17 protein-coding genes are annotated in these 19,216 nt (G+C 69.4%); 11 read left to right on the top strand and 6 right to left on the bottom strand.

Annotated features, from left to right (window positions below; translation table 11 throughout):
• Positions 1-24 precede the first annotated feature (24 nt).
• The 10 genes from J2S35_RS00540 to secG all read left to right on the top strand — a co-directional run bounded on the left by J2S35_RS00540 (position 25) and on the right by secG (position 10,115).
• Entirely contained in the window at positions 25-696 is a 672-nt protein-coding gene (locus J2S35_RS00540; protein ID WP_309848635.1) for a lysophospholipid acyltransferase family protein, read from the top strand.
• Positions 697-699: 3 nt separating this feature from the next.
• Complete coding sequence (gene uvrC / locus J2S35_RS00535) at positions 700-2,652, top strand: excinuclease ABC subunit UvrC (RefSeq protein WP_309848633.1); 1,953 nt, start codon at positions 700-702, stop codon at positions 2,650-2,652.
• A 107-nt stretch (positions 2,653-2,759) separates the two neighbouring features.
• Positions 2,760-3,647 carry an RNase adapter RapZ gene (gene rapZ / locus J2S35_RS00530; protein ID WP_309848632.1) on the top strand — a complete coding sequence of 296 codons (888 nt, stop codon included), beginning with the start codon at positions 2,760-2,762 and terminating at the stop codon, positions 3,645-3,647.
• Positions 3,647-4,663, top strand: a complete 1,017-nt coding sequence (locus tag J2S35_RS00525; protein WP_309848631.1) for a gluconeogenesis factor YvcK family protein — start codon at positions 3,647-3,649, stop codon at positions 4,661-4,663. Before rapZ ends, J2S35_RS00525 begins: the two co-directional genes overlap by 1 nt.
• Positions 4,664-5,626 carry a DNA-binding protein WhiA gene (whiA, locus tag J2S35_RS00520; RefSeq protein ID WP_309848629.1) on the top strand — a complete coding sequence of 321 codons (963 nt, stop codon included), beginning with the start codon at positions 4,664-4,666 and terminating at the stop codon, positions 5,624-5,626.
• Positions 5,627-5,725: 99 nt separating this feature from the next.
• Positions 5,726-6,367 carry a superoxide dismutase gene (locus tag J2S35_RS00515; RefSeq protein WP_309848627.1) on the top strand — a complete coding sequence of 214 codons (642 nt, stop codon included), beginning with the start codon at positions 5,726-5,728 and terminating at the stop codon, positions 6,365-6,367.
• Between the two features lie 220 nt (positions 6,368-6,587).
• Entirely contained in the window at positions 6,588-7,598 is a 1,011-nt protein-coding gene (gap, locus tag J2S35_RS00510; protein ID WP_309848626.1) for a type I glyceraldehyde-3-phosphate dehydrogenase, read from the top strand.
• Between the two features lie 169 nt (positions 7,599-7,767).
• Positions 7,768-8,991, top strand: a complete 1,224-nt coding sequence (locus tag J2S35_RS00505; RefSeq protein ID WP_309848625.1) for a phosphoglycerate kinase — start codon at positions 7,768-7,770, stop codon at positions 8,989-8,991.
• Between the two features lie 35 nt (positions 8,992-9,026).
• Positions 9,027-9,839 carry a triose-phosphate isomerase gene (gene tpiA / locus J2S35_RS00500; RefSeq protein WP_309848623.1) on the top strand — a complete coding sequence of 271 codons (813 nt, stop codon included), beginning with the start codon at positions 9,027-9,029 and terminating at the stop codon, positions 9,837-9,839.
• 24 nt (positions 9,840-9,863) lie between these two features.
• Complete coding sequence (gene secG / locus J2S35_RS00495) at positions 9,864-10,115, top strand: preprotein translocase subunit SecG (protein WP_309848622.1); 252 nt, start codon at positions 9,864-9,866, stop codon at positions 10,113-10,115.
• A gap of 109 nt (positions 10,116-10,224) precedes the next feature.
• Here secG and pgl read toward each other — a convergent pair whose 3' ends face one another.
• The 5 genes from pgl to tkt form a co-directional block, all read right to left on the bottom strand.
• Positions 10,225-11,019 (bottom strand): 6-phosphogluconolactonase, encoded by a 795-nt coding sequence (pgl, locus tag J2S35_RS00490; RefSeq protein WP_309848621.1) that lies wholly within the window; start codon positions 11,017-11,019, stop codon positions 10,225-10,227.
• Positions 11,009-11,956, bottom strand: coding sequence for a glucose-6-phosphate dehydrogenase assembly protein OpcA (locus J2S35_RS00485; protein WP_309848618.1), 948 nt, complete (start codon positions 11,954-11,956; stop codon positions 11,009-11,011). Before J2S35_RS00485 ends, pgl begins: the two co-directional genes overlap by 11 nt.
• Positions 11,953-13,458, bottom strand: a complete 1,506-nt coding sequence (zwf, locus tag J2S35_RS00480; protein ID WP_309852950.1) for a glucose-6-phosphate dehydrogenase — start codon at positions 13,456-13,458, stop codon at positions 11,953-11,955. The genes J2S35_RS00485 and zwf overlap by 4 nt, the downstream gene beginning before the upstream one ends.
• Before the next feature lie 202 nt (positions 13,459-13,660).
• A complete protein-coding gene (gene tal, locus J2S35_RS00475) occupies positions 13,661-14,773 on the bottom strand; it encodes a transaldolase (protein WP_309848616.1) in 1,113 nt (370 codons plus the stop codon).
• A 30-nt stretch (positions 14,774-14,803) separates the two neighbouring features.
• Complete coding sequence (gene tkt, locus J2S35_RS00470; RefSeq protein ID WP_309848614.1) at positions 14,804-16,906, bottom strand: transketolase; 2,103 nt, start codon at positions 16,904-16,906, stop codon at positions 14,804-14,806.
• A gap of 262 nt (positions 16,907-17,168) precedes the next feature.
• Here tkt and J2S35_RS00465 point away from each other — a divergent pair, with 262 nt between their 5' ends.
• Positions 17,169-18,110, top strand: coding sequence for a heme o synthase (locus tag J2S35_RS00465; protein ID WP_309852947.1), 942 nt, complete (start codon positions 17,169-17,171; stop codon positions 18,108-18,110).
• Positions 18,111-18,234: 124 nt separating this feature from the next.
• Here the strand turns inward: J2S35_RS00465 and J2S35_RS00460 are convergent, their stop codons facing one another.
• Positions 18,235-19,146 carry a COX15/CtaA family protein gene (locus tag J2S35_RS00460; protein ID WP_309848612.1) on the bottom strand — a complete coding sequence of 304 codons (912 nt, stop codon included), beginning with the start codon at positions 19,144-19,146 and terminating at the stop codon, positions 18,235-18,237.
• Positions 19,147-19,216 lie beyond the last annotated feature (70 nt).

Here is a 19,216-nt window from a genome sequence, read left to right as displayed (position 1 = left end):
CCCGTGCGAGAGACGATGGAGAAGATGACAGCCTACGACCTCACTCATGTCACGGTCCGCGCGGCCATCAAGGGCCTGTGCCGGCCGACGATCACCGGACTCGAGAACGTGCCCGCCGAGGGGCCGTTCATCGTCGCCTCGAACCACTTGTCCTTCCTTGACTCGGTCATCATCCAGGCCATCATGCCGCGCCCCGTCTCGTTCTTCGCCAAGGCGGAGTACTTCACGACGCCCGGGATCAAGGGGCGCGCCATGAAGGCGTTCTTCACGGCCGTCCGCTCCATCCCCGTCGAGCGCGGGGAGCAGGCCGAGGCCGTGGCCGCTCTGCGTACTCTGCTCGGCATCCTCGAGAAGGGGGACGGCGTCGGCATCTACCCGGAGGGCACGCGCTCCCGGGACGGCAGGCTCTACCGCGGGCGGACGGGCGTGGGCTGGCTCGCCCTTGCGGCCGGGGTCCCGGTCGTGCCGGTCGGCCTCATCGGCACGGAGCGCCTCCAGCCCGCGGGCCGCAACTGGATTGTGCCGCGCCACTTCGAGATGCGGGTCGGCGAGCCCCTGCGCTTCGAGCACCTCGGCGAACGGCACCCGCTGCCGAAGCGACGCCAGGCCACGGATGAGATCATGAACGCGATCGCCAGCCTGAGCGGCCAGGAGCGAGTGGCCACGTACAACGAGCGCCCAGCCGCCGCGATCTAGCCAGTGGCAGACCCGCGCTCCTACCGTCCTGCACCCGGGGAGATTCCCCTCAATCCCGGCGTGTACCGCTTCCGCGAGCCCACGGGCCGCGTGATCTACGTCGGCAAGGCCAAGAGCCTGCGCTCCCGGCTCAACTCCTACTTCGCAGACCCGTCGGCTCTCACGCCCAAGACTCGGCAGATGGTGACGACGGCGTCCTCGGTGGAATGGACCGTCGTCGGGAGCGAACTCGAGGCGCTCCAGCTGGAATACACCTGGATCAAGGAATACGCTCCCCGGTTCAACATCATGTTCCGGGACGACAAAAGCTACCCGTACCTCGCCATCTCGATGAACGAGAGGTTCCCGCGGGTTCAGGTCACGCGCGGGGACAAGCGGCGGGGCGTCAAGTACTTCGGGCCGTTCTATCCGGCGAAGGCGATCCGGGAGACGATGGACACGATGCTCCGTGTCTTCCCCGTGCGCAGTTGCGCCGCCGGAGTCTTCAACCGCGCCGAGCGCTCGGGGCGCCCGTGCCTGCTGGGCTACATCGGCAAGTGCTCTGCCCCGTGTGTCGGGCGCATCTCGCAGGAGGAGCACCGCGAGCTTGCGGAGGGCTTCGCGGAGTTCATGAACGGCCGCACGGGCCCCATCATCCGTGACTTGACCGCGCGCATGAAGGAGGCCGCGGCGAGCCAGGACTTCGAGCTCGCGGCGCGGCTGCGGGACGACCTCGCGGCCCTGACCCGCGTCTTCGAGCGCAATGCCGTGGTCCTCGCGGACTCCACCAATGCCGACCTCTTCGCGTTCGCGAGCGACGAGCTCGAGTCGAGCGTGCAGGTGTTCCACGTCCGGGACGGCCGCATCCGGGGCCAGCGCGGCTGGGTCACGGAGCGCGTGGAGGACATCTCGGACGAGGTCCTCGTGGCGCAGCTGCTGCTCCAGGTCTACTCGGACATGCAGGACGCGGAGCGCATCCCGGCGGAGGTCCTCGTGCCCGTGGCGCCTGACGCGAACGAGGAGGTGGAGCGGGCGCTGTCCGAGTTGCGCGGCTCTCGCGTCGTCGTCCGCGTGCCGAGGCGAGGCGAGAAGCTGACGCTTCTGGAGACCGTCAAGGAGAACGCAGAGCAGGCGCTCGCGCTGCACAAGTCGAGGCGCTCGAACGACCTCACGCAGCGCTCGGCCGCCCTGACGGAGCTCCAGGAGGCGCTCGGGGCGCCAGAGCCGCTCATGCGCATCGAGTGCTACGACGTCTCGCATGTTCAGGGGACCAATGTTGTGGCCTCGATGACGGTGGTCGAGGACGGACTGCCCCGCAAGGGGGAGTACCGCCGCTTCTCCATCCGCGGGGAGGCTGCGCGGGATGACACCGCGTCCATGTACGACGTCATCCGTCGGCGCTTCTCGCGCCTCCTCGAGGAGGAGGCCGCGAACAAGGACGTGCCCAGGTTCGGGTACCGTCCCAACCTGGTTGTGGTCGACGGCGGGCCGCCGCAGGTGGCCGCCGCCGTGTCCGCACTCGAGGATCTGGGCATCGAGGGTGTGAGCGTGGTCGGTCTGGCCAAGCGGCTCGAGGAGGTCTGGCTGCCGGAGGACCCGTTCCCGCTCGTCCTGCCGCGCGCGAGCCAGGGTCTCTACCTGCTCCAGCGGATCCGCGACGAGGCCCACCGCTTCGCGATCGCCTACCACCGCACCAAGCGCAGCCGGTCCATGACCGCCTCGGCGCTCGACGACATCCCGGGGCTCGGCCCCGCCCGGAAGACCGCCCTCATCGCCGAGTTCGGCTCGGTGGCGGGGCTGCGTGCCGCAAGCGCGGACGAGCTCATGCGCGTCAAGGGCGTCGGCCCGGCCCTGGCCGAGACCATCGCGGCGCGGCTCGCGGCCGAGGAGGGCTCCGAGGACAGCCCCGACGATCCGTCAGAGGGTGAGACGGCAGGCGAGACAGAGGGCGGCACAGCGGTCGCCGCAGATGCCTGAGGCCCTCGCCGAGGGCCCCTCGGCGCCCACTCCCGCGCCGGGGGAGCGGCGCCCCGCAGGGCGGTAGCCTAGGAGGAGTAGCCACTTCGACTCTAAGGATCGAGCCTGTGACCAGTTCGCCACTCGTTGTCCCCGGCAAGTCCGAGGTCCTCGTCGTCACGTCCATGTCCGGTGCCGGGCGGACCACAGCTGGCAACGCTCTCGAGGACATCGGCTGGCACGTCGTCGAGCAGCTTCCTCCCCAGATGATCGAGGTCTTCGCGTCCCACGACGCGGTCGAGGCCCCGATCGACCGCCTCGCCATCACCACTCTCGTCACGTCCGCTGACGTGGCGGAGGCCCAGATGCGCGCCATCCGCGGCCTAGAGGAGCGCGGGCTGAGCGTGCGAACCCTGTTCCTCGACGCCGCTGACGACATCCTCGTCCGCCGCTTCGAGGCGGGCCGCCGCCCCCACCCCTTCGTGGGGGAGCTGCGCATCCTCGAGGCCATTGCCGCCGAGCGCGAGGTCATGGAGCCCATCCGCCGTCACGCCGACCGGATCATCGACACGTCCACCTTCAACGTGCACGACCTGACCCGGGCCGTGCGGGAGCTCTACTCGGGCCAGGAGCACATTGGCCTCGACGTCACGGTCATGAGCTTTGGCTTCAAGCGCGGTCTGCCGCTCGACGCGGACATCGTGGCGGATGTGCGCTTCATCCCCAACCCCCACTGGATCCCTGAGCTGCGTCCGCTCACGGGGCAGTCCGAGCCCGTGAGCTCCTACGTTCTCGCTGCCGAGGGGGCCCAGGAGTTCCTCGACTCGTTCGAGCAGGCACTCAAACCGGTCTTCACGGGGTATGTGCGGGAGAACAAGTCGACTGCCCTCATCGCGGTGGGCTGCACAGGCGGCAAGCACCGCTCTGTCGCCACGACGATCGAGCTGGCGCACCGCCTGAACCAGCTGCCGGGGGTGCGAGCCCGCGCCCACCACCGCGACCTGGGACTTGAGTGATGACGCTCTTCACCGGGGCACTCCCGGTCGTCGGCGGGAGCCCGGGCCGCCACGCGCCGCGCGTCGCGGCCCTCGGCGGCGGCCACGGCCTCTCGGCCACGCTGCAGGCGCTCCGCCACGTCAGCACGGACATCTCCGCCATTGTCACGGTCGCCGATGACGGCGGCTCCTCCGGGCGCCTGCGCGCCGAGTTCGGCGTTCTCCCTCCCGGGGACCTCCGCATGGCGCTCGCCGCGCTCTGCGACGACACGGATTGGGGCCACACGTGGCGCGACGCGATGCAGCACCGCTTCACGCCCCTGCCGACCGCCGAGTCTGCCCTTGAGGGCCACGCGCTCGGCAACCTCCTCATCATCTCGCTCTGGGACCTCCTCGGGGACCCGGTGGCCGGCCTCCAGTGGGCGGGTGCCCTCCTGGGGGCCCGGGGTCGCGTGCTGCCCATGTCCCGCACACCTCTCGTCATCGAGGGTGACGTCCTCGTCGACGACGGCGGCCGCGAGCGGCGGGAGCACGTCGTCGGCCAGTCAGCCCTGGGGCACGCAGGGCGCCGCCAGAAGATCGAGAGTGTGACGGTTCACCCCGCGGATGCGGAGGCGTGCCCCGAGGCGGTCAGCGCCGTGCGGGAGGCCGACTGGGTCATTGTGGGCCCGGGGTCCTGGTACACGTCCGTCATGCCGCACGTGCTGCTGCCGTCGGCGAAGGCCGCGCTCGTGGGCTCCTCGGCGCGGAAGGTGCTGACGATGAACCTCGTCGCGGAGACGAAGGAGACGCCGTCGATGTCCGCCGCGGACCACCTCGTGGCGCTGAGGCGGGTGGCGCCGGAGGCGACGTTCGACGTCGTGCTCGTCGACCCCGGGGTTGTGGAAGACACCGAGGCTTTCGAGACCGCGGCTCGGGACATGGGCGCTCGCGTGAAGTACGCTCGACTGGGCCGCGCGGACGCGCCGGAGGCGCACGACGTCCTCCGTCTGGCGACGGCCTATCGAGAGATTTTCCACGAGCACGAGGAGCAGTAGATGTCCCTGACGGACGCGGTGAAGGAAGAACTGTCGCGGCTCGAGGTGACCCGTGTTCCCGTGCGCAAGGCCGAGGTCTGCGCGCTGCTCCGCTTCGCCGGAGGCCTGCACATCGTCCAGGGGCGTGTCGTCATCGAGGCCGAGGTGGACTCCGGGGCCACGGCGCGCCGCCTCAAGACGGCCCTCGCGGAGCTGTACGGGGCGCCGAGCGACATCCTCGTCGTCAGCGGGGGCGGGGCGCTGCGGAGGGGCACGCACTACGTGGTGCGCTCGACCCGCAACGGCGAGCTCCTCGCCCGGCAGACCGGGCTCCTCGACGGCCGTGGACGCCCCGTGCGAGGGCTCCCTGCTGCGCTCGTCAACGGCTCGCTCGGCGAGGCCGAGGCCGTGTGGCGCGGCGCGTTCCTCGCCCACGGCTCCCTGACGGAGCCTGGCCGCAGCTCCTCCCTGGAGATCAGCTGCCCGGGCCCCGAGGCGGCCATGGCGCTTGTCGGAGCGGCCCGCCGCCTGGAGATCGCCGTCAAGCCGCGGGAAGTGCGCGGGGCGGACCGCGTGGTGGTGCGGGACGGGGACGCGATCGCGGCCCTCCTGACGCGCCTCGGCGCCCACGAGACGCTGCTGCGCTGGGAGGAGAAGCGCGTGCGTCGGGAGGTGCGGGCCACGGCCAATCGCCTCGCCAATTTCGACGACGCCAACCTGCGCCGCTCGGCCCAGGCCGCCGTAGCGGCCGGTGCGCGCGTGGAGCGGGCCCTCGAGATCCTCGGCGAGGACGCGCCGGAGCACCTTCGCTACGCGGGGCAGCTGCGGGTGGAGCACAAGCAGGCAAGCCTCGACGAGCTGGGGCGCATGGCGGAGCCGCCCATGACGAAGGACGCCGTGGCGGGCCGCATCCGGCGCCTCCTCGCCCTCGCGGACAAGACCGCGGCCGAGCGGGGTGTCCCGGACACCACGTTCTCCGCCTGACCGAGGCACACCCTGGGAATAACCTCAAGGCGCCTGGCGTTGCCTCCCATAGGATGAAGGAGTACTTCATCTCGACATCGACTTCCGCAGGAGGACATTGTGTCTGTTTACACGCTGCCTGATCTTCCCTATGACTACGCCGCGCTGGAGCCGAACATCTCGGCTCGCATCATGGAGCTCCACCACGACAAGCACCACAAGACGTACGTGGACGGCGCCAACAAGGCACTCGAGTCCCTCGCCGAGGCCCGTGAGAAGGGCGACTTCGCCGACATCACCCGCCTGCAGAAGGACTTCGCGTTCCACCTCGGCGGACACACGAACCACTCGATCTTCTGGAACAACCTCTCCCCGGAGGGCGGCGACAAGCCCGAGGGCGAGCTCGCTGCGGCCATCGACGACGCCTTCGGCTCGTTCGACGCCTTCCGCGCTCACTTCACGAGTGCTGCGACGACCCTCCAGGGCTCCGGCTGGGCGTTCCTCGCCTACGAGCCGATCTCCGGCAAGCTCGTGATCGAGCAGCTCTACGACCAGCAGGGCAACGTTCCCGTGGCACAGACGCCGCTCCTCATGCTCGACATGTGGGAGCACGCGTTCTACCTCGACTACGTCAACGTCAAGGCGGACTACGTCAAGGCGTTCTGGAACATCGTCAACTGGGCCGACGTGGCCCGCCGCTTCGAGGCCGCCCGCAGCGGCGCCTCGCAGCTCATCACGTTCACGGGCTCATCCGCCGTCTGAGGACGGACTCGCCAAGGGCTCTGAGCCCTTCCGCGTATTGCGAGCCCCGTCCCGGGAGATCCAGGGCGGGGCTCGCCCCGTTCCCGGCCGTGTCGGTCGAGAGCGAAAAATTCTGGACACTGTCGCACCGCACCGCGGCGGCGGGTTTAGGATAGACAAATCAGGGCACAGCGTCGTGTCGCACGAATTCTTCTAACGTGAAAGAAAGGCGCTACCCAACATGACTGTTCGCGTTGCTATCAACGGTTTCGGGCGCATCGGCCGCAACTACCTTCGTGCCGTCCTCCAGCAGGACTCGGACGTGCAGGTCGTCGCGATCAACGACCTCACCGACAACGAGACCCTCGCCCACCTCTTCAAGTACGACTCGATCACGGGCGTCCTGCCCCACGAGGTCACGTACACGGACTCCGCCCTCGTCATCGACGGCGAAGAGGTGCGCGCCTTCGAGGAGAAGGACCCGTCCAAGCTTCCGTGGGGCGAGCTCGAGGTGGACATCGTCATCGAGTCCACGGGCCGCTTCACCAAGGCCGAGGACGCTCGCAAGCACATCGAGGCCGGCGCCAAGAAGGTCATCATCTCGGCCCCCGCCACGGATGAGGACGTCACGATCGTCATGGGCGTGAACGAGGACGAGTACAACCCGGAGACGGACGTCATCATCTCCAACGCCTCGTGCACGACGAACTGCCTGGCGCCCCTGGCCAAGGTCGTCAACGACGAGTTCGGCATCGTCCGCGGCCTGATGACCACGGTCCACGCCTACACGGCTGACCAGAACCTCCAGGACGCCCCGCACAAGGACCTGCGCCGCGCCCGCGCCGCAGCGCTCAGCATCATCCCGACCTCCACGGGCGCGGCGAAGGCCATCGGCCTCGTCCTGCCGGAGCTCAAGGGCAAGCTGGACGGGTTCGCCCTCCGCGTGCCGGTTCCCACGGGCTCTGCCACGGACCTCACGGTCACGCTCGAGCGCGAGGTCACGGCCGAAGAGGTCAACGCCGCGTTCAAGAAGGCCGCAGCCGAGGGCCCGCTCGCGGGCTACCTCGAGTACTCCGAGGCTCCGCTCGTCTCGGCCGACATCGTCGGCAACCCGCACTCGTCGATCTTCGACGCGGGTCTGACGCGCGTCATCGGAGACCAGCTCAAGGTGGTCTCCTGGTACGACAACGAGTGGGGCTACACCTCCCGCCTCGTCGACCTGACGAGCTTCGTCGGCTCCAAGCTCGCCTGACGCGACTCACCCCCAATCCGGCCCCGGCCGCCCGCTTCCCGCGCGGCGCGCCGGGGCCGGACGCGTTGTCCACACTCGGGCGAATCACCCCGCGTCAGGGGCCCGAGCGGGATAGGCTGGGGTCCAGTCAACGTAGTCACCGACCCGCCTGGAAGGACCGTGATCACTCATGAGCCCGCGCACGCTTGATCAGCTCATCGCCTCTGACGTCACCGGCCGCACCGTACTCGTCCGCTCGGACCTCAACGTTCCCCTCAAGGACGGGGCCGTGACGGACGATGGCCGCATCCGGGCCTCGATCCCCGTGATCACGAAGCTCTCCGAGGCCGGCGCCCGCGTCGTCGTCATGGCGCACCTGGGGCGCCCGAAGGGCGAGCCGGACCCCGCCTACTCCCTCAAGCCCGCAGCGGACCGCCTGGGTGAGCTGTCCGGGCTGACGGTCACGCTCGCTGAGGACGTCTCGGGGGAGTCCGCCCGCGAGGCCGCGAAGGCGCTCAAGGATGGCGAGGTGCTCGTGCTGGAGAACGTGCGGTTCGACGCGCGCGAGACCAGCAAGGAGGACGCAGAGCGCGGCGAGCTCGCCGAGGAGCTCGCGGCGCTGACCGGTGAGAACGGAGCGTATGTCGACGACGCCTTCGGCGCGGTCCACCGCAAGCACGCCTCGGTCTACGACATCGCATCGAAGCTGCCCGCGTACGTCGGCGACCTCGTCGCCACCGAGCTCGAGGTGCTGACGAAGCTCACGGACAAGCCTGAGAGCCCGTATGTCGTCGTGCTGGGCGGCTCCAAGGTCTCGGACAAGCTCGCGGTCATCGACAACCTCCTCGAGCGCGCCGACACGATCCTCGTGGGCGGCGGCATGGTCTTCACGTTCCTTGCCGCGCGCGGCTTCGACGTCGCCTCGAGCCTGCTCGAGAAGGACCAGATCAGCACGTGCGCCGAGTATCTTGAGCGCGCCGAGCGCCTCGGCAAGGAGTTCGTCCTCCCGACGGACATCGTCGTGGCGGACAAGGTCGAGGAGGGCGCGCAGCATGAGGTCGTCGCCGCGGACGCTCTCGCCGAGTCCGCGTTCGGGGACAAGGCCATCGGCCTGGACATCGGCCCCGAGTCCGCCAAGGCCTTCGCTGAGCGCATCCGCTCCGCCAAGACGATCTTCTGGAACGGCCCCATGGGCGTGTTCGAGATCCCCGCTTTCGCCGAGGGCACCAAGGCCGTGGCCGAGGCCATGACTCAGACCGAGGGCTTCGGCGTCGTTGGCGGCGGCGACAGCGCCGCGGCCGTGCGCCAGCTCGGCTTCACAGACGACCAGTTCGGACACATTTCCACGGGCGGCGGCGCGAGCCTTGAGTACCTCGAGGGCAAGAGCCTTCCGGGCATCGACGCTCTCTCCTGAACCGCCCGCGCCAGACACCACGAAAGGACCTCACCATGACGGTCACGAAGGACGGCGGATACGTCCGCACCCCGCTCATCGCGGGCAACTGGAAGATGAACATGGACCACGTGCAGGGCATCACGCTGCTGCAGAAGCTCGCGTGGACCCTCCAGGATGCCAAGCACGACTTCGAGCGGGTCGAGGTGGCCGTCCTGCCGCCGTTCACCGACCTGCGCGGCGTGCAGACCCTCGTCAACGGGGACAAGCTGCCCGTGCGCTATGGCGCCCAGGACCTCTCCGAGCACGACTCCGGCGCCTACACCGGCGAGATCTCCGGCCAGTTCCTGGCGAAGCTCGGCTGCTCCTACGTGCTTGTGGGACACTCGGAGCGCCGCGCGCTCCACTCCGAGGGCGCTGAGCTCCTCCAGGGCAAGATCCAGGCCGCGCTGCGCCACGGCCTTGTGCCGATCGTCTGCGTCGGTGAGCCCCTCGAGGTGCGCCGTTCCGGCGAGCACGTGTCCTACACGGTTGACCAGCTGCGCGAGACGCTCAAGGGCCTCAGCGCGGAGCAGGTCGCCGGGCTCGTCGTCGCCTATGAGCCCGTGTGGGCCATCGGCACCGGGGAAGTCGCGAGCGAGCAGGACGCGCAGGAGATGTGCGCGGCCCTGCGGGAGTTCGTCGCCCAGGAGTTCTCGTCTGAGGCGGCCGAGGGCCTGCGCCTCCTCTACGGCGGCTCCGTCAAGGCAGCCAATGCGGCCACGATCCTCGGCCAGACTGATGTCGACGGCGTCCTCGTCGGCGGGGCGAGCCTCGACGCGGCCGAATTCGCCAACATTGTTCGCTTCGAGCACCACGTCGTGGCCTAGGCCGCGGCTTCCTGAAAGGCCATCGTGCAGATTCTCTCCATCGTGATCTCGTGCGTGCTTGCACTGACGAGCATTCTCCTGACGAGCCTCGTCCTCTTCCACAAGGGGCAGGGCGGCGGAATGAGTGACGTCTTCGGCGGCGGCGTGAGCTCCTCGCTCAACTCCTCCGGCGTCGCGCAGCGCAACCTCAACCGCCTGACGGTGACCGTTGCCGTCATCTGGGCTGTGGCCATCGTGGCCCTGGCCCTGATGCAGCGCTTCGCCGCTGCCGCCTGACACCGCACGGGGCCGCCCGCCGGCCCTGGGCACAGCTGAGCGGCGCCCCACCCCGGGTCAGGGGAGGGGCGCCGCTCAGCTTTTCCGTGTGTCTGGCAGGCCGTTGCCGCTAGGCGTCGTCGTCGTCATCCTGGGAGACCGACTGCCCCGCCGGGGCAGCCGCGCCCGCGGAGGCCGAGTCGAGGTACCAGCGGGTGGCACGCCGCCCGCGAGGCGCACCCGCGGGGACCTCGTCGGGGGCCGCCCCCGCAAGGGCGCGCGCGACCATGGGGGCCTTCTCGGGACCGGTGGCGGCGATCCACACTTCCTCGGCCGCGTTGATGGCCGTGAGCGTCAGCGACACCCGGTCCGCGGGCGGCTTGGGCGAGTTGTGCACCGCCGTGGTGACACCCTCAGCGAAGACGAGGCCTGTCCCCGGGAAGAGGGAGGCTGTGTGCCCGTCCGGGCCCATGCCCAGGAGCAGAACGTCGAAGCGGGGGAGGTCCTCGCCCTCGGGCGCGCGGGACTGCAAGAGTGCCGCATACGCGTCAGCGGCCTCCTCGGCCGTCCCGAACTCGTCTGACGAGCCCATGTGGTGGGTGTTGGCCTCGGGAATGCTGAGGTGGTCAAGGAGCGCCTCGCGGGCTTGACGCTCGTTGCGGTCCTCGGAGTCACGCGGCACGAAGCGCTCGTCCCCCCACCACAGCTCAAGGCGGGTGGGATCGAGGGAAGCGGCATCCGTCGCGAGGAGACGGCGCGCGTCCGCGAGCAGGCGAATGCCGATGGTGCCGCCGGTCAGCACAACGTGGGCCGTGCGGCCCTCGTCCTGGACGCGCTCGATCTCTGCAAGGAGGGCGGCGGCCGCGCGGCGGCTCACGTCCTCGGCGGTGGGCAGGACAACGGTGGTGACGGGGTCAGCGCTCACTGGGGCGCACACTCCTCAGGCTGGTGCGGATCATGGGGCTTTTGATGACCTCGCCGAAGACCTCGTCGGCGTCGAGTCGGCGGAGCTCCTCGGACAGGCAGTCCTCGAGGGTGCGCTCAGGCAGCGAGATGCGTTGGACGTTCTGCCCCGGCTGGTAGAGCTCGACGACGCGCTCAGCCGTCCGCACGAGCTCGATGTCTCCCTCGGGGCGCGAGATGCGGATGCGGGTGACACCCTCGGTGGGGGCCGTCGGCGTGGAGGCGACGGTCACGCGGACCGGCAGGCGCTCGGAGAGCCACGCCGCGAGGAGCGTGGTGCTGGGGGAGTTCGGGGCTCCGTCCACGGTGATCTGGGTGATTGTGGCCGGGTTGATGAGGTCCACGATGGCCGCGAGCTGGCCCCGCCACAGGGTCAGGCGCGTCCACGCGAGGTCCGTGTCCCCGGGGCGGTATCGTCCGGCGAGGGTCAGGAGCGCGGCCCTGGGGTCGTCGTCGGCTGCGGAATCGGTGATGCGCCGCGTGGCCATGCGGCCAAGGGTGCGCTCAGTCTTCGTTCCAGCGACGCCGTCCGGCCACCAGAGGACGATGGGCGCGTCCGGGAGCAGGAGACCGGAGACGAGGGACTCGGACTCGCCTGCGAGGGCCCCGTGGGCCTCGAGCACGATGACCTCGGAGGCGCCTGCGTCCCCGCCCACGCGGATCTGGGCGTCGAGGCGCGCCTCGGCCTCCGGATCGCCGGCCACGAGGACGACGACACGGCACGGGTGCTCGCGGCTTGCCGCGTTCGCGGCCTCCACGGCCTCCTCGTAGCCCTCGGGGCCGGACTGCACAAGAAGCGTCAGCACGCGGCTGACCGCGCTCACTCCGCCCTCCTTGCGAAGGCGGTTGAGCGCCTTGTCTACCTTGGAGACGGTGGTTGAGGGGAGATCGACGATCATGGGCGGCGCCACGTCCTTCCGTCTCGAGCGAGGAGGTCGTGGGCGGACTGCGGCCCCCACGAACCGGGTTCGTACTGCTCCGGGCGGGAGTCGCTCGCAGCCCAGGCCTCCTCGAACGGGTCGAGGATCTTCCACGAGAGCTCGACCTCCTCGTGGCGCGGGAAGAGCGGCGGCTCGCCGAGGAGCACGTCGAGGATGAGGCGCTCATAGGCCTCCGGGGAGGACTCCGTGAAGTTGTGACCGTAGCTGAAGTCCATGCTCACGTCCCGCACTTCGCGCTGGGTGCCCGGGACCTTGGAGCCAAAGCGGATCGTCGCGCCCTCGTCTGGCTGGACTCTGACGACGACGGCGTTGTGGCCCAACCCGGCGTCGTCGCCAAAGAGAACCGCCGGCGCCTTCTTGAAGACGACCGCGATCTCCGTGACGCGGCGCCCGAGCCGCTTGCCCGCCCGCAGGTAGAACGGGACGCCCGCCCAGCGGCGCGTGTTGATCTCGAGGCGGATCGCGGCGAACGTCTCCGTGGTGGACTCCGGGTTGAAGCCCTCCTCGTCGAGGAACCCTGTGACCTTCTCGCCGCCCTGCCACCCGCTCTTGTACTGGCCGCGGGCCGAGTTGGCCTCGGGGTCCTCGGGGACGACGACGGCCGAGAGGACCTTCTCCTTCTCGGCGCGCAGGTGGTCGGCGTCGAATGAGATGGGCTCCTCCATGGCGGTGAGGGCCAGCAGCTGGAGGAGGTGGTTCTGGATGACGTCGCGGGCGGCGCCGACGCCGTCGTAGTAGCCGGCACGGCCGCCGATGCCGATGTCCTCGGCCATCGTGATCTGGACGTGGTCCACGTTGTTCGCGTTCCACAGGGGCTCGAAGAACTGGTTGGCGAAGCGGAGGGCCAGGAGGTTCTGGACCGTCTCCTTGCCGAGGTAGTGGTCGATCCGGAAGATCGCATCCGGCGGGAACACGGACTCGACGACCGTGTTGAGCTCCCGGGCCGAGGCGAGGTCGTGGCCGAAGGGCTTCTCGATGACGACGCGCTTGAACGGGCCGCCGTCCTCGTGCTCGGCGAGGCCGTGGCGGCTCAGCTGCGCGCAGACGGGCTCGAAGCTCTTCGGCGGGATGGACAGGTAGAACGCGTGGTTGCCCTGTGTCCCCTGGGAGCGGTCCAGCTCATCGAGCGTGTCCTTGAGGGCGTCGAAGGCGTCGTCGTCGTCAAACCCGCCGGAGACGAAGCGGATGCCGGCCGCGAGCTGATTCCAGACGTCCTCGTCGAAGCCCGTGCGCGTGTGCTCCTCGACGTGGGAGCGGACCTCGCCCGCGAACTCCTCGTGGCTCCAGTCCCGGCGGCCGAAGCCGACGAGACCGAAGCTCGGCGGCAGCAGACCGCGGTGGGCGAGGTCGTAGACGGCGGGGAGAAGCTTCTTGCGGGCGAGGTCGCCCGTGACACCGAAGAACACGATCGAGCTCGGTCCTGCGATGCGATTGAGCCTGCGGTCCCGCGGGTCGCGCAGCGGATTGGGGGTGTCGATGGCGGTCACGTCGCGGTCGTCGCCCTTCTCGGTCTCGGGGTGGGTGCGGCTGGGGCCTCCTTGTGGAGGCGCGCTCACGGGGTGGCCACGCTTCCATCCTAGAGGCCTGAGGATGGGGGAGCGGGCGGCGAAACGCGAGTGCGGCGCCCCGATTCGACTCGGGGCGCCGCACGGTCGCGTGGGGTCAGCGGCTCTTGGCGAGTTCCTCGTCGAGGCTCGTCAGGAGGTCCTTCCAGGCGTCGACGAACTTCGCGAGGCCCTCCTCCTCCAGCTGGTCGACGACGTCGGTGTAGTCCACCCCGGCCTCCGCCACGGCGTCGAGCACCGCGTTGGCGTCCGCGTACTCGCCGGTGACGGTGTCCCCGGTGACCTTGCCGTGGTCGGCGAGGGCGTCGAGCGTCTTCTCGGGCATCGTGTTGACGACGTCCGCGGCAACGAGACCCGTGACGTAGAGCGTGTCCGGCAGGCTCGGGTCCTTGACGCCGGTCGAGGCCCACAGGGGACGCTGGCGGTTGGCGCCCTTGTCCTTCAGGAGCTCCCACCGCTCCGTGCTGAAGGCCTGCTCGAACACCTGGTAGGCGAGCTGGGCGTTGGCGACGCCCGCGCGGCCCTTGAGCCCCTTGGCCTCGTCCGTGCCGATGGCCTCAAGGCGCTTGTCGATCTCCGTGTCCACGCGGGAGACGAAGAAGGACGCGACCGAGTGGATCCGGCTGAGGTCCTTGCCCGCGGCCAGCGCCTGCTCGAGGCCGAGCTGGTAGGCGTTGATGACGGCGCGGTAGCGCTCGAGGGAGAAGATCAGCGTGACGTTGACGCTGATGCCCGCGGCGATGGTCTCCGTGATGGCCTCGAGGCCCTCGACCGTGGCGGGGATCTTGACGAGGATGTTGTCCCGTCCGATCTTCTCCACGAGCTTCTTCGCCTCGGCGACCGTCGCCTTGGCATCGCGGGCCGAGCGCGGGTCAACCTCGATGGAGACGCGGCCGTCCGTGCCGTTGGTCCGCTCGAAGACGCCCTTGAAGACGTCCGCCGCATTGGCGACGTCCTGGGTCGTGATCTCGAAGACGGCGTCCTCGACGCTCGTGCCAGCCTTGCCGAGCTGGGCGATCTGGTCGTCGTACGCGTGGCCCGCGGAGAGGGCGGCGGCGAAGATCGACGGGTTCGTCGTCACGCCGACGACGTTCTTCGTCTCGATGAGCTCCTGGAGGTTTCCGGTGTTGAGGCGGTCCCGCGAGAGATCGTCCAGCCAGATGGAGACCCCTGCGTCGGAGAGTGCCTGCGTGTTGGGGTTCTGTGCCATGGGTTTCGCTTCTTTCTCTCTGAGGTCGTCTTACTTGGCGGCCGCGATGGACTCGCGCGCCTTGGCCGCGACGTTCTCGGCGGTGAAGCCGTAGTCAGCGAAGAGCTCCTCCGCGGAGGCCGACGCGCCGTAGTGCTCAAGGCTCACGGCGCGGCCGGCGTCGCCCAGGATGCGCTCCCAGCACATGGAGAGGCCGGCCTCGACCGTCACTCGAGCCTTGCAGGCGGCGGGGATGACGGACTCGCGGTATGCGGCGTCCTGGCGCTCGAACCACTCGAGGCACGGCATCGAGACGACGCGGGCGGCGACGCCTTCCTTGGCGAGCTCATCCCGCGCACCGAGGGCGTGCTGGACTTCCGAGCCGGTGGCGATGAGAAGGACCTCGGGCTCGACGTCCCGTCCGTCCTTCTGGGCCTCGGCGAGAACGTACCCGCCGCGGAGGACACCCTCAGCGGACGCGTACGCGCCCTCTCCGCGCTCGACGACGGGCAGATCCTGGCGGGAGAGAACGATGCCTGCCGGGTTCTCGTGGTTCTCGAGGATCCCGCGCCAGGCGTAGGAGACCTCGTTGGCGTCGGCCGGGCGCACCACATCGAGGCCGGGGATGGCGCGCAGCGACGAGAGCTGCTCGACCGGCTGGTGGGTCGGGCCGTCCTCGCCGAGGCCGATCGAGTCGTGCGTCCACACATACACGGAGGGGATTCCCATGAGGGCGGAGAGGCGGATCGCCGGGCGCTGGTAGTCCGAGAAGATGAGGAACGTGCCGGAGAACGCGCGGGTCGGCGAGCCGAGGACGATGCCGTTGACCGCCGCGGCGGCCGCGTGCTCGCGGATGCCGAAGTGGAGGACACGGCCGTACGGGCTCGCATCCCAGGTCTTCGTCGTCCTCGACGTGGGAGCGAAGGACTTCTCGCCCTCGATGGTCGTGTTGTTGGAGCCAGCGAGGTCGGCGGAGCCTCCCCACAGCTCCGGCATGACGGGGCCGAGGGCCGTGAGGACCTGGCCCGATGCCTTCCGGGTGGAGACGTCCTTGCCGGCCTCGAAGGTCGGGAGCGCGTCGGTCCAGCCCTCGGGGGTCTTGCGGGCTTCGAGCCGCTCGTAGGTGGCGGCCAGCTCGGTGTGCTCCGCGGCCCAGGCGTCGAAGGACTTCTGCCACTCGGCGTGCTCCTGGGCGCCGCGCTCGGCGACCTTGCGGGCGTGAGCGAGGACCTTCGGGTCGATCTCGAAGGTCTTCTCGGGGTCGAAGCCGAGGAGCTCCTTGACCGCAGCCAGCTCGTCCGCCCCGAGCTTGGAGCCATGGATGGCGCCCGTGTTCTGCTTGTTCGGGGCAGGCCAGCCGATGATCGTGTTGAGGGCGATGAGGGAGGGGCGGCCGGTCTCGTTCTTCGCCGCGAGGATCGCCGAGTACAGTGCGTCGACGTCCTCGACGTAGGAATCGCCCTGCGTCCAGTCCACCCGCTGCGTGTGCCAGCCGTAGGACTCGTAGCGCTTGATGACATCCTCGGAGTACGCGATGTCCGTGTCGTCCTCGATGGAGATCTTGTTCTGGTCGTAGATGACGACGAGGTTGCCGAGCTCCTGGTGGCCCGCGAGGGATGACGCCTCGCTCGTGACGCCCTCCTGGAGGTCGCCGTCGGAGGCGATGACGAAGACGTTGTGATCGAAGGGGGACTCGCCCGGCGCGGCTGTCGGGTCGAAGAGGCCCCGCATGCGGCGCTGGGCCATGGCGAAGCCGACGGAGGTGGCGAGACCCTGGCCGAGCGGGCCCGTGGTCATCTCGACGCCCTTGGTGTGCTTGTACTCCGGGTGGCCCGGGGTGAGGGAGTCCTTTGCGCGCAGCGACGCGACGTCGTCCATCTCCAGGCCGTAGCCGGAGAGGAAGAGCTGCAGGTACAGCGTCAGGGACGTGTGACCGGGGGAGAGGATGAAGCGGTCGCGCCCGGCCCACGTGGGGTCCGCCGGGTCGTGGCGCAGAATGTTCTGGAAGAGGAGGTAGGCCACGGGCGCCAGGCTCATGGCCGTGCCGGGGTGGCCGCTGCCGATCTTCTCGACCGCGTCCGCCGCGAGCACACGGATGGTGTCCACGGCCTTCCGGTCGTCGTCGCTCCAGTCAAGGCGGTTCTGCTCGGACATGCTCTCTCCCATTCCCTTCATGAGGTGGCGAGTCGTCGGGGTCGCTCGGGGAGCGGACCCGCTTGCGACGATCGCATCCTGCGTGTGCTTCGAGTCTAGTGTTCCTGCGTATTTGGGAAAGCCCAGACGCGTCCGGCGGGCCTTTTTGAGACACAGAGCGTAAACTAAGAGTGAGAATCCACGTCCTTCGGCCTGGGTTCGTATATGTTGCTCCGGCTCGCCGGGCAGTCCCAGGAAAGGTGCCGTCACAGTGCACGTTGCGATTTCGCAGCCCGCCAAGCCCCGAGTCGAGACCGCGGAAGAACCGGTCTGGCGCCGGAAGGCCAAGGCCTACATCTCCCTGACGAAGCCACAGGTCGTCGAACTCCTTCTCGTCACGACCCTTCCCACGATGATCTTCGCGCTCGGCGGAATGCCGCCGTGGACGGTCATCCTGGCGACGATGGTCGGCGGCGCCTTCGCCGCAGGCAGCGCCTCCGCGTTCAACTGCTACCTGGACCGCGACATCGACAAGCTCATGCACCGCACCGAGCGCCGCCCCCTCGTCACCGGCGAACTGACGCCCCGTCAGGCCTTCGTCTTCGCGAGCGTGCTCGGCGTCCTCGCCATCGCCATCCTCGCCGTGGGGGCCAACGCCCTCGCCGCCTGGCTCGGTGTGGCCGCGATCTTCTTCTACGTGGTCATCTACACGATGATCCTCAAGCGCCGCACGTCCCAGAACATCATCTGGGGCGGCGCCGCGGGCTGCTTCCCCGTGCTCATTGCCTGGGCCGCCGCCACGGGCACCCTTGCGCCGGGCGCCTGGGTCCTCTTCCTCGTCATCTTCCTCTGGACCCCGCCGCACTACTGGCCCCTGTCGATGAAGTACGGCGAGGACTACCGCAACGCGGACGTCCCCATGCTGGGCGCGTTCGCGGGCGGCCGGATCGTCTCGGCGCAGGTCGTCCTCTACGCCTGGGCCACGGTCATCTGCTCGCTGCTCCTCGTGCCCGTCGCGGGAGCGGGGTGGCTCTACGGCATCGCCGCTCTCGCCTCCGGCGGATGGTTCCTGTACAAGTCCCACCGCCTGCGCAGCCTCGCGGTGAGTGAGCGCATGACGAACGGATCGGCGATGTCCGTGTTCCACGGCTCCATCGTGTACCTGTCTGTCCTCTTCCTCGCGCTCGCGCTCGACCCGTTCGCCACGCGTCTCCTCGGGCTGTAGGCCCTCCCCGACCGAACGGCGCCCAAGCACGGCCGCCACACCCATCAGAAACGGCGCCGGCCGCACCTCGTCAGGTGCGGCCGGCGCCGTCTCTCTGTTCGCGCGGAGCGCGCCAGGGCGAGGCTCAGGACGCCGCAGGCGCGTCGTCGGACGCGGAGGACACCGAGTGGTTCATGAAGGTGACCGCGGCGACCACGGCCGTGGAGCCCAGCATGTGCGCCGCCACGACGGGGATGGGCAGCCCGGTGAAGTGCTGGATGTAGCCGATGACACCCTGCGCAAGGACAACCCCGAGAGCCAGCCACACGGTGCCAGCGGCCGGGGAGCCCTGCCGGGTCAGGCGCAGGAGGAGGACGACGAGGACCGCCACAATCGCGTAGATGAGAACCGAGTGGAACGGAGTGACGACCTGGGGATCAAGACCCGTCCGAGCCGCCCCGTGATCGCCCGCGTGGGGACCGGAGCCGGTGAGGATCGTGCCCGCGACGAGGATCGCGAACGTCAGAACGCCGGCCGTTCGGCCCAGGCGCACGCTCGTGACGTCCGTGGCAAAGCGCGGGGCCCCGTGGACGCGCGCGCAGAACTGGGTGGCCCACATGACGAGCGGCATCGACACGAGGAAGTGGACCGAGACCACCCACGGGTTGAGGTGGGTCAGGACCGTGACCATGCCGACCAGTGCCTGCAACGGCACGAAGAGGAGCAGAGAAAGGGAGAGCAGCCTGAGGTCCCTGCGGCCCACCCGCCAGACGGCGAGCACGGAGAGGATCGCCACGGCGAGAAGGACGAACGTCAACAGGCGGTTGCCGAACTCGATGTAGCTGTGAATGCCGAGCTCGGGCGTCGCCGTGAGCGCATCCGCGCTGCAGCGGGGCCACGTGGAGCAGCCCAGCCCGGATGCGGTGAGGCGCACGAGCCCGCCCGTGAGGACGATGAGCATCTGCGAGGCGAGGGCCGCGATGGCGACCTTCCGGGTGTACCCGGTGATCTCGGCTGGCATGAGGGCCGGGGCGATGGTGCGAGACTGCGTGGTCATGGTGTCTTTCTCGACGCGGGCGGGGTTCGGTGTCACAAGAAGAGGTTCAAGAGCCGGGGCTCACGGGTCT

Origin of the sequence: Falsarthrobacter nasiphocae (assembly GCF_031456275.1) — a bacterium.
In the GTDB taxonomy this organism is placed as follows: domain Bacteria; phylum Actinomycetota; class Actinomycetes; order Actinomycetales; family Micrococcaceae; genus Falsarthrobacter; species Falsarthrobacter nasiphocae.
Note: the sequence above shows the minus strand (reverse complement) of the source record. Positions and strands in the feature narration are given on the sequence as shown.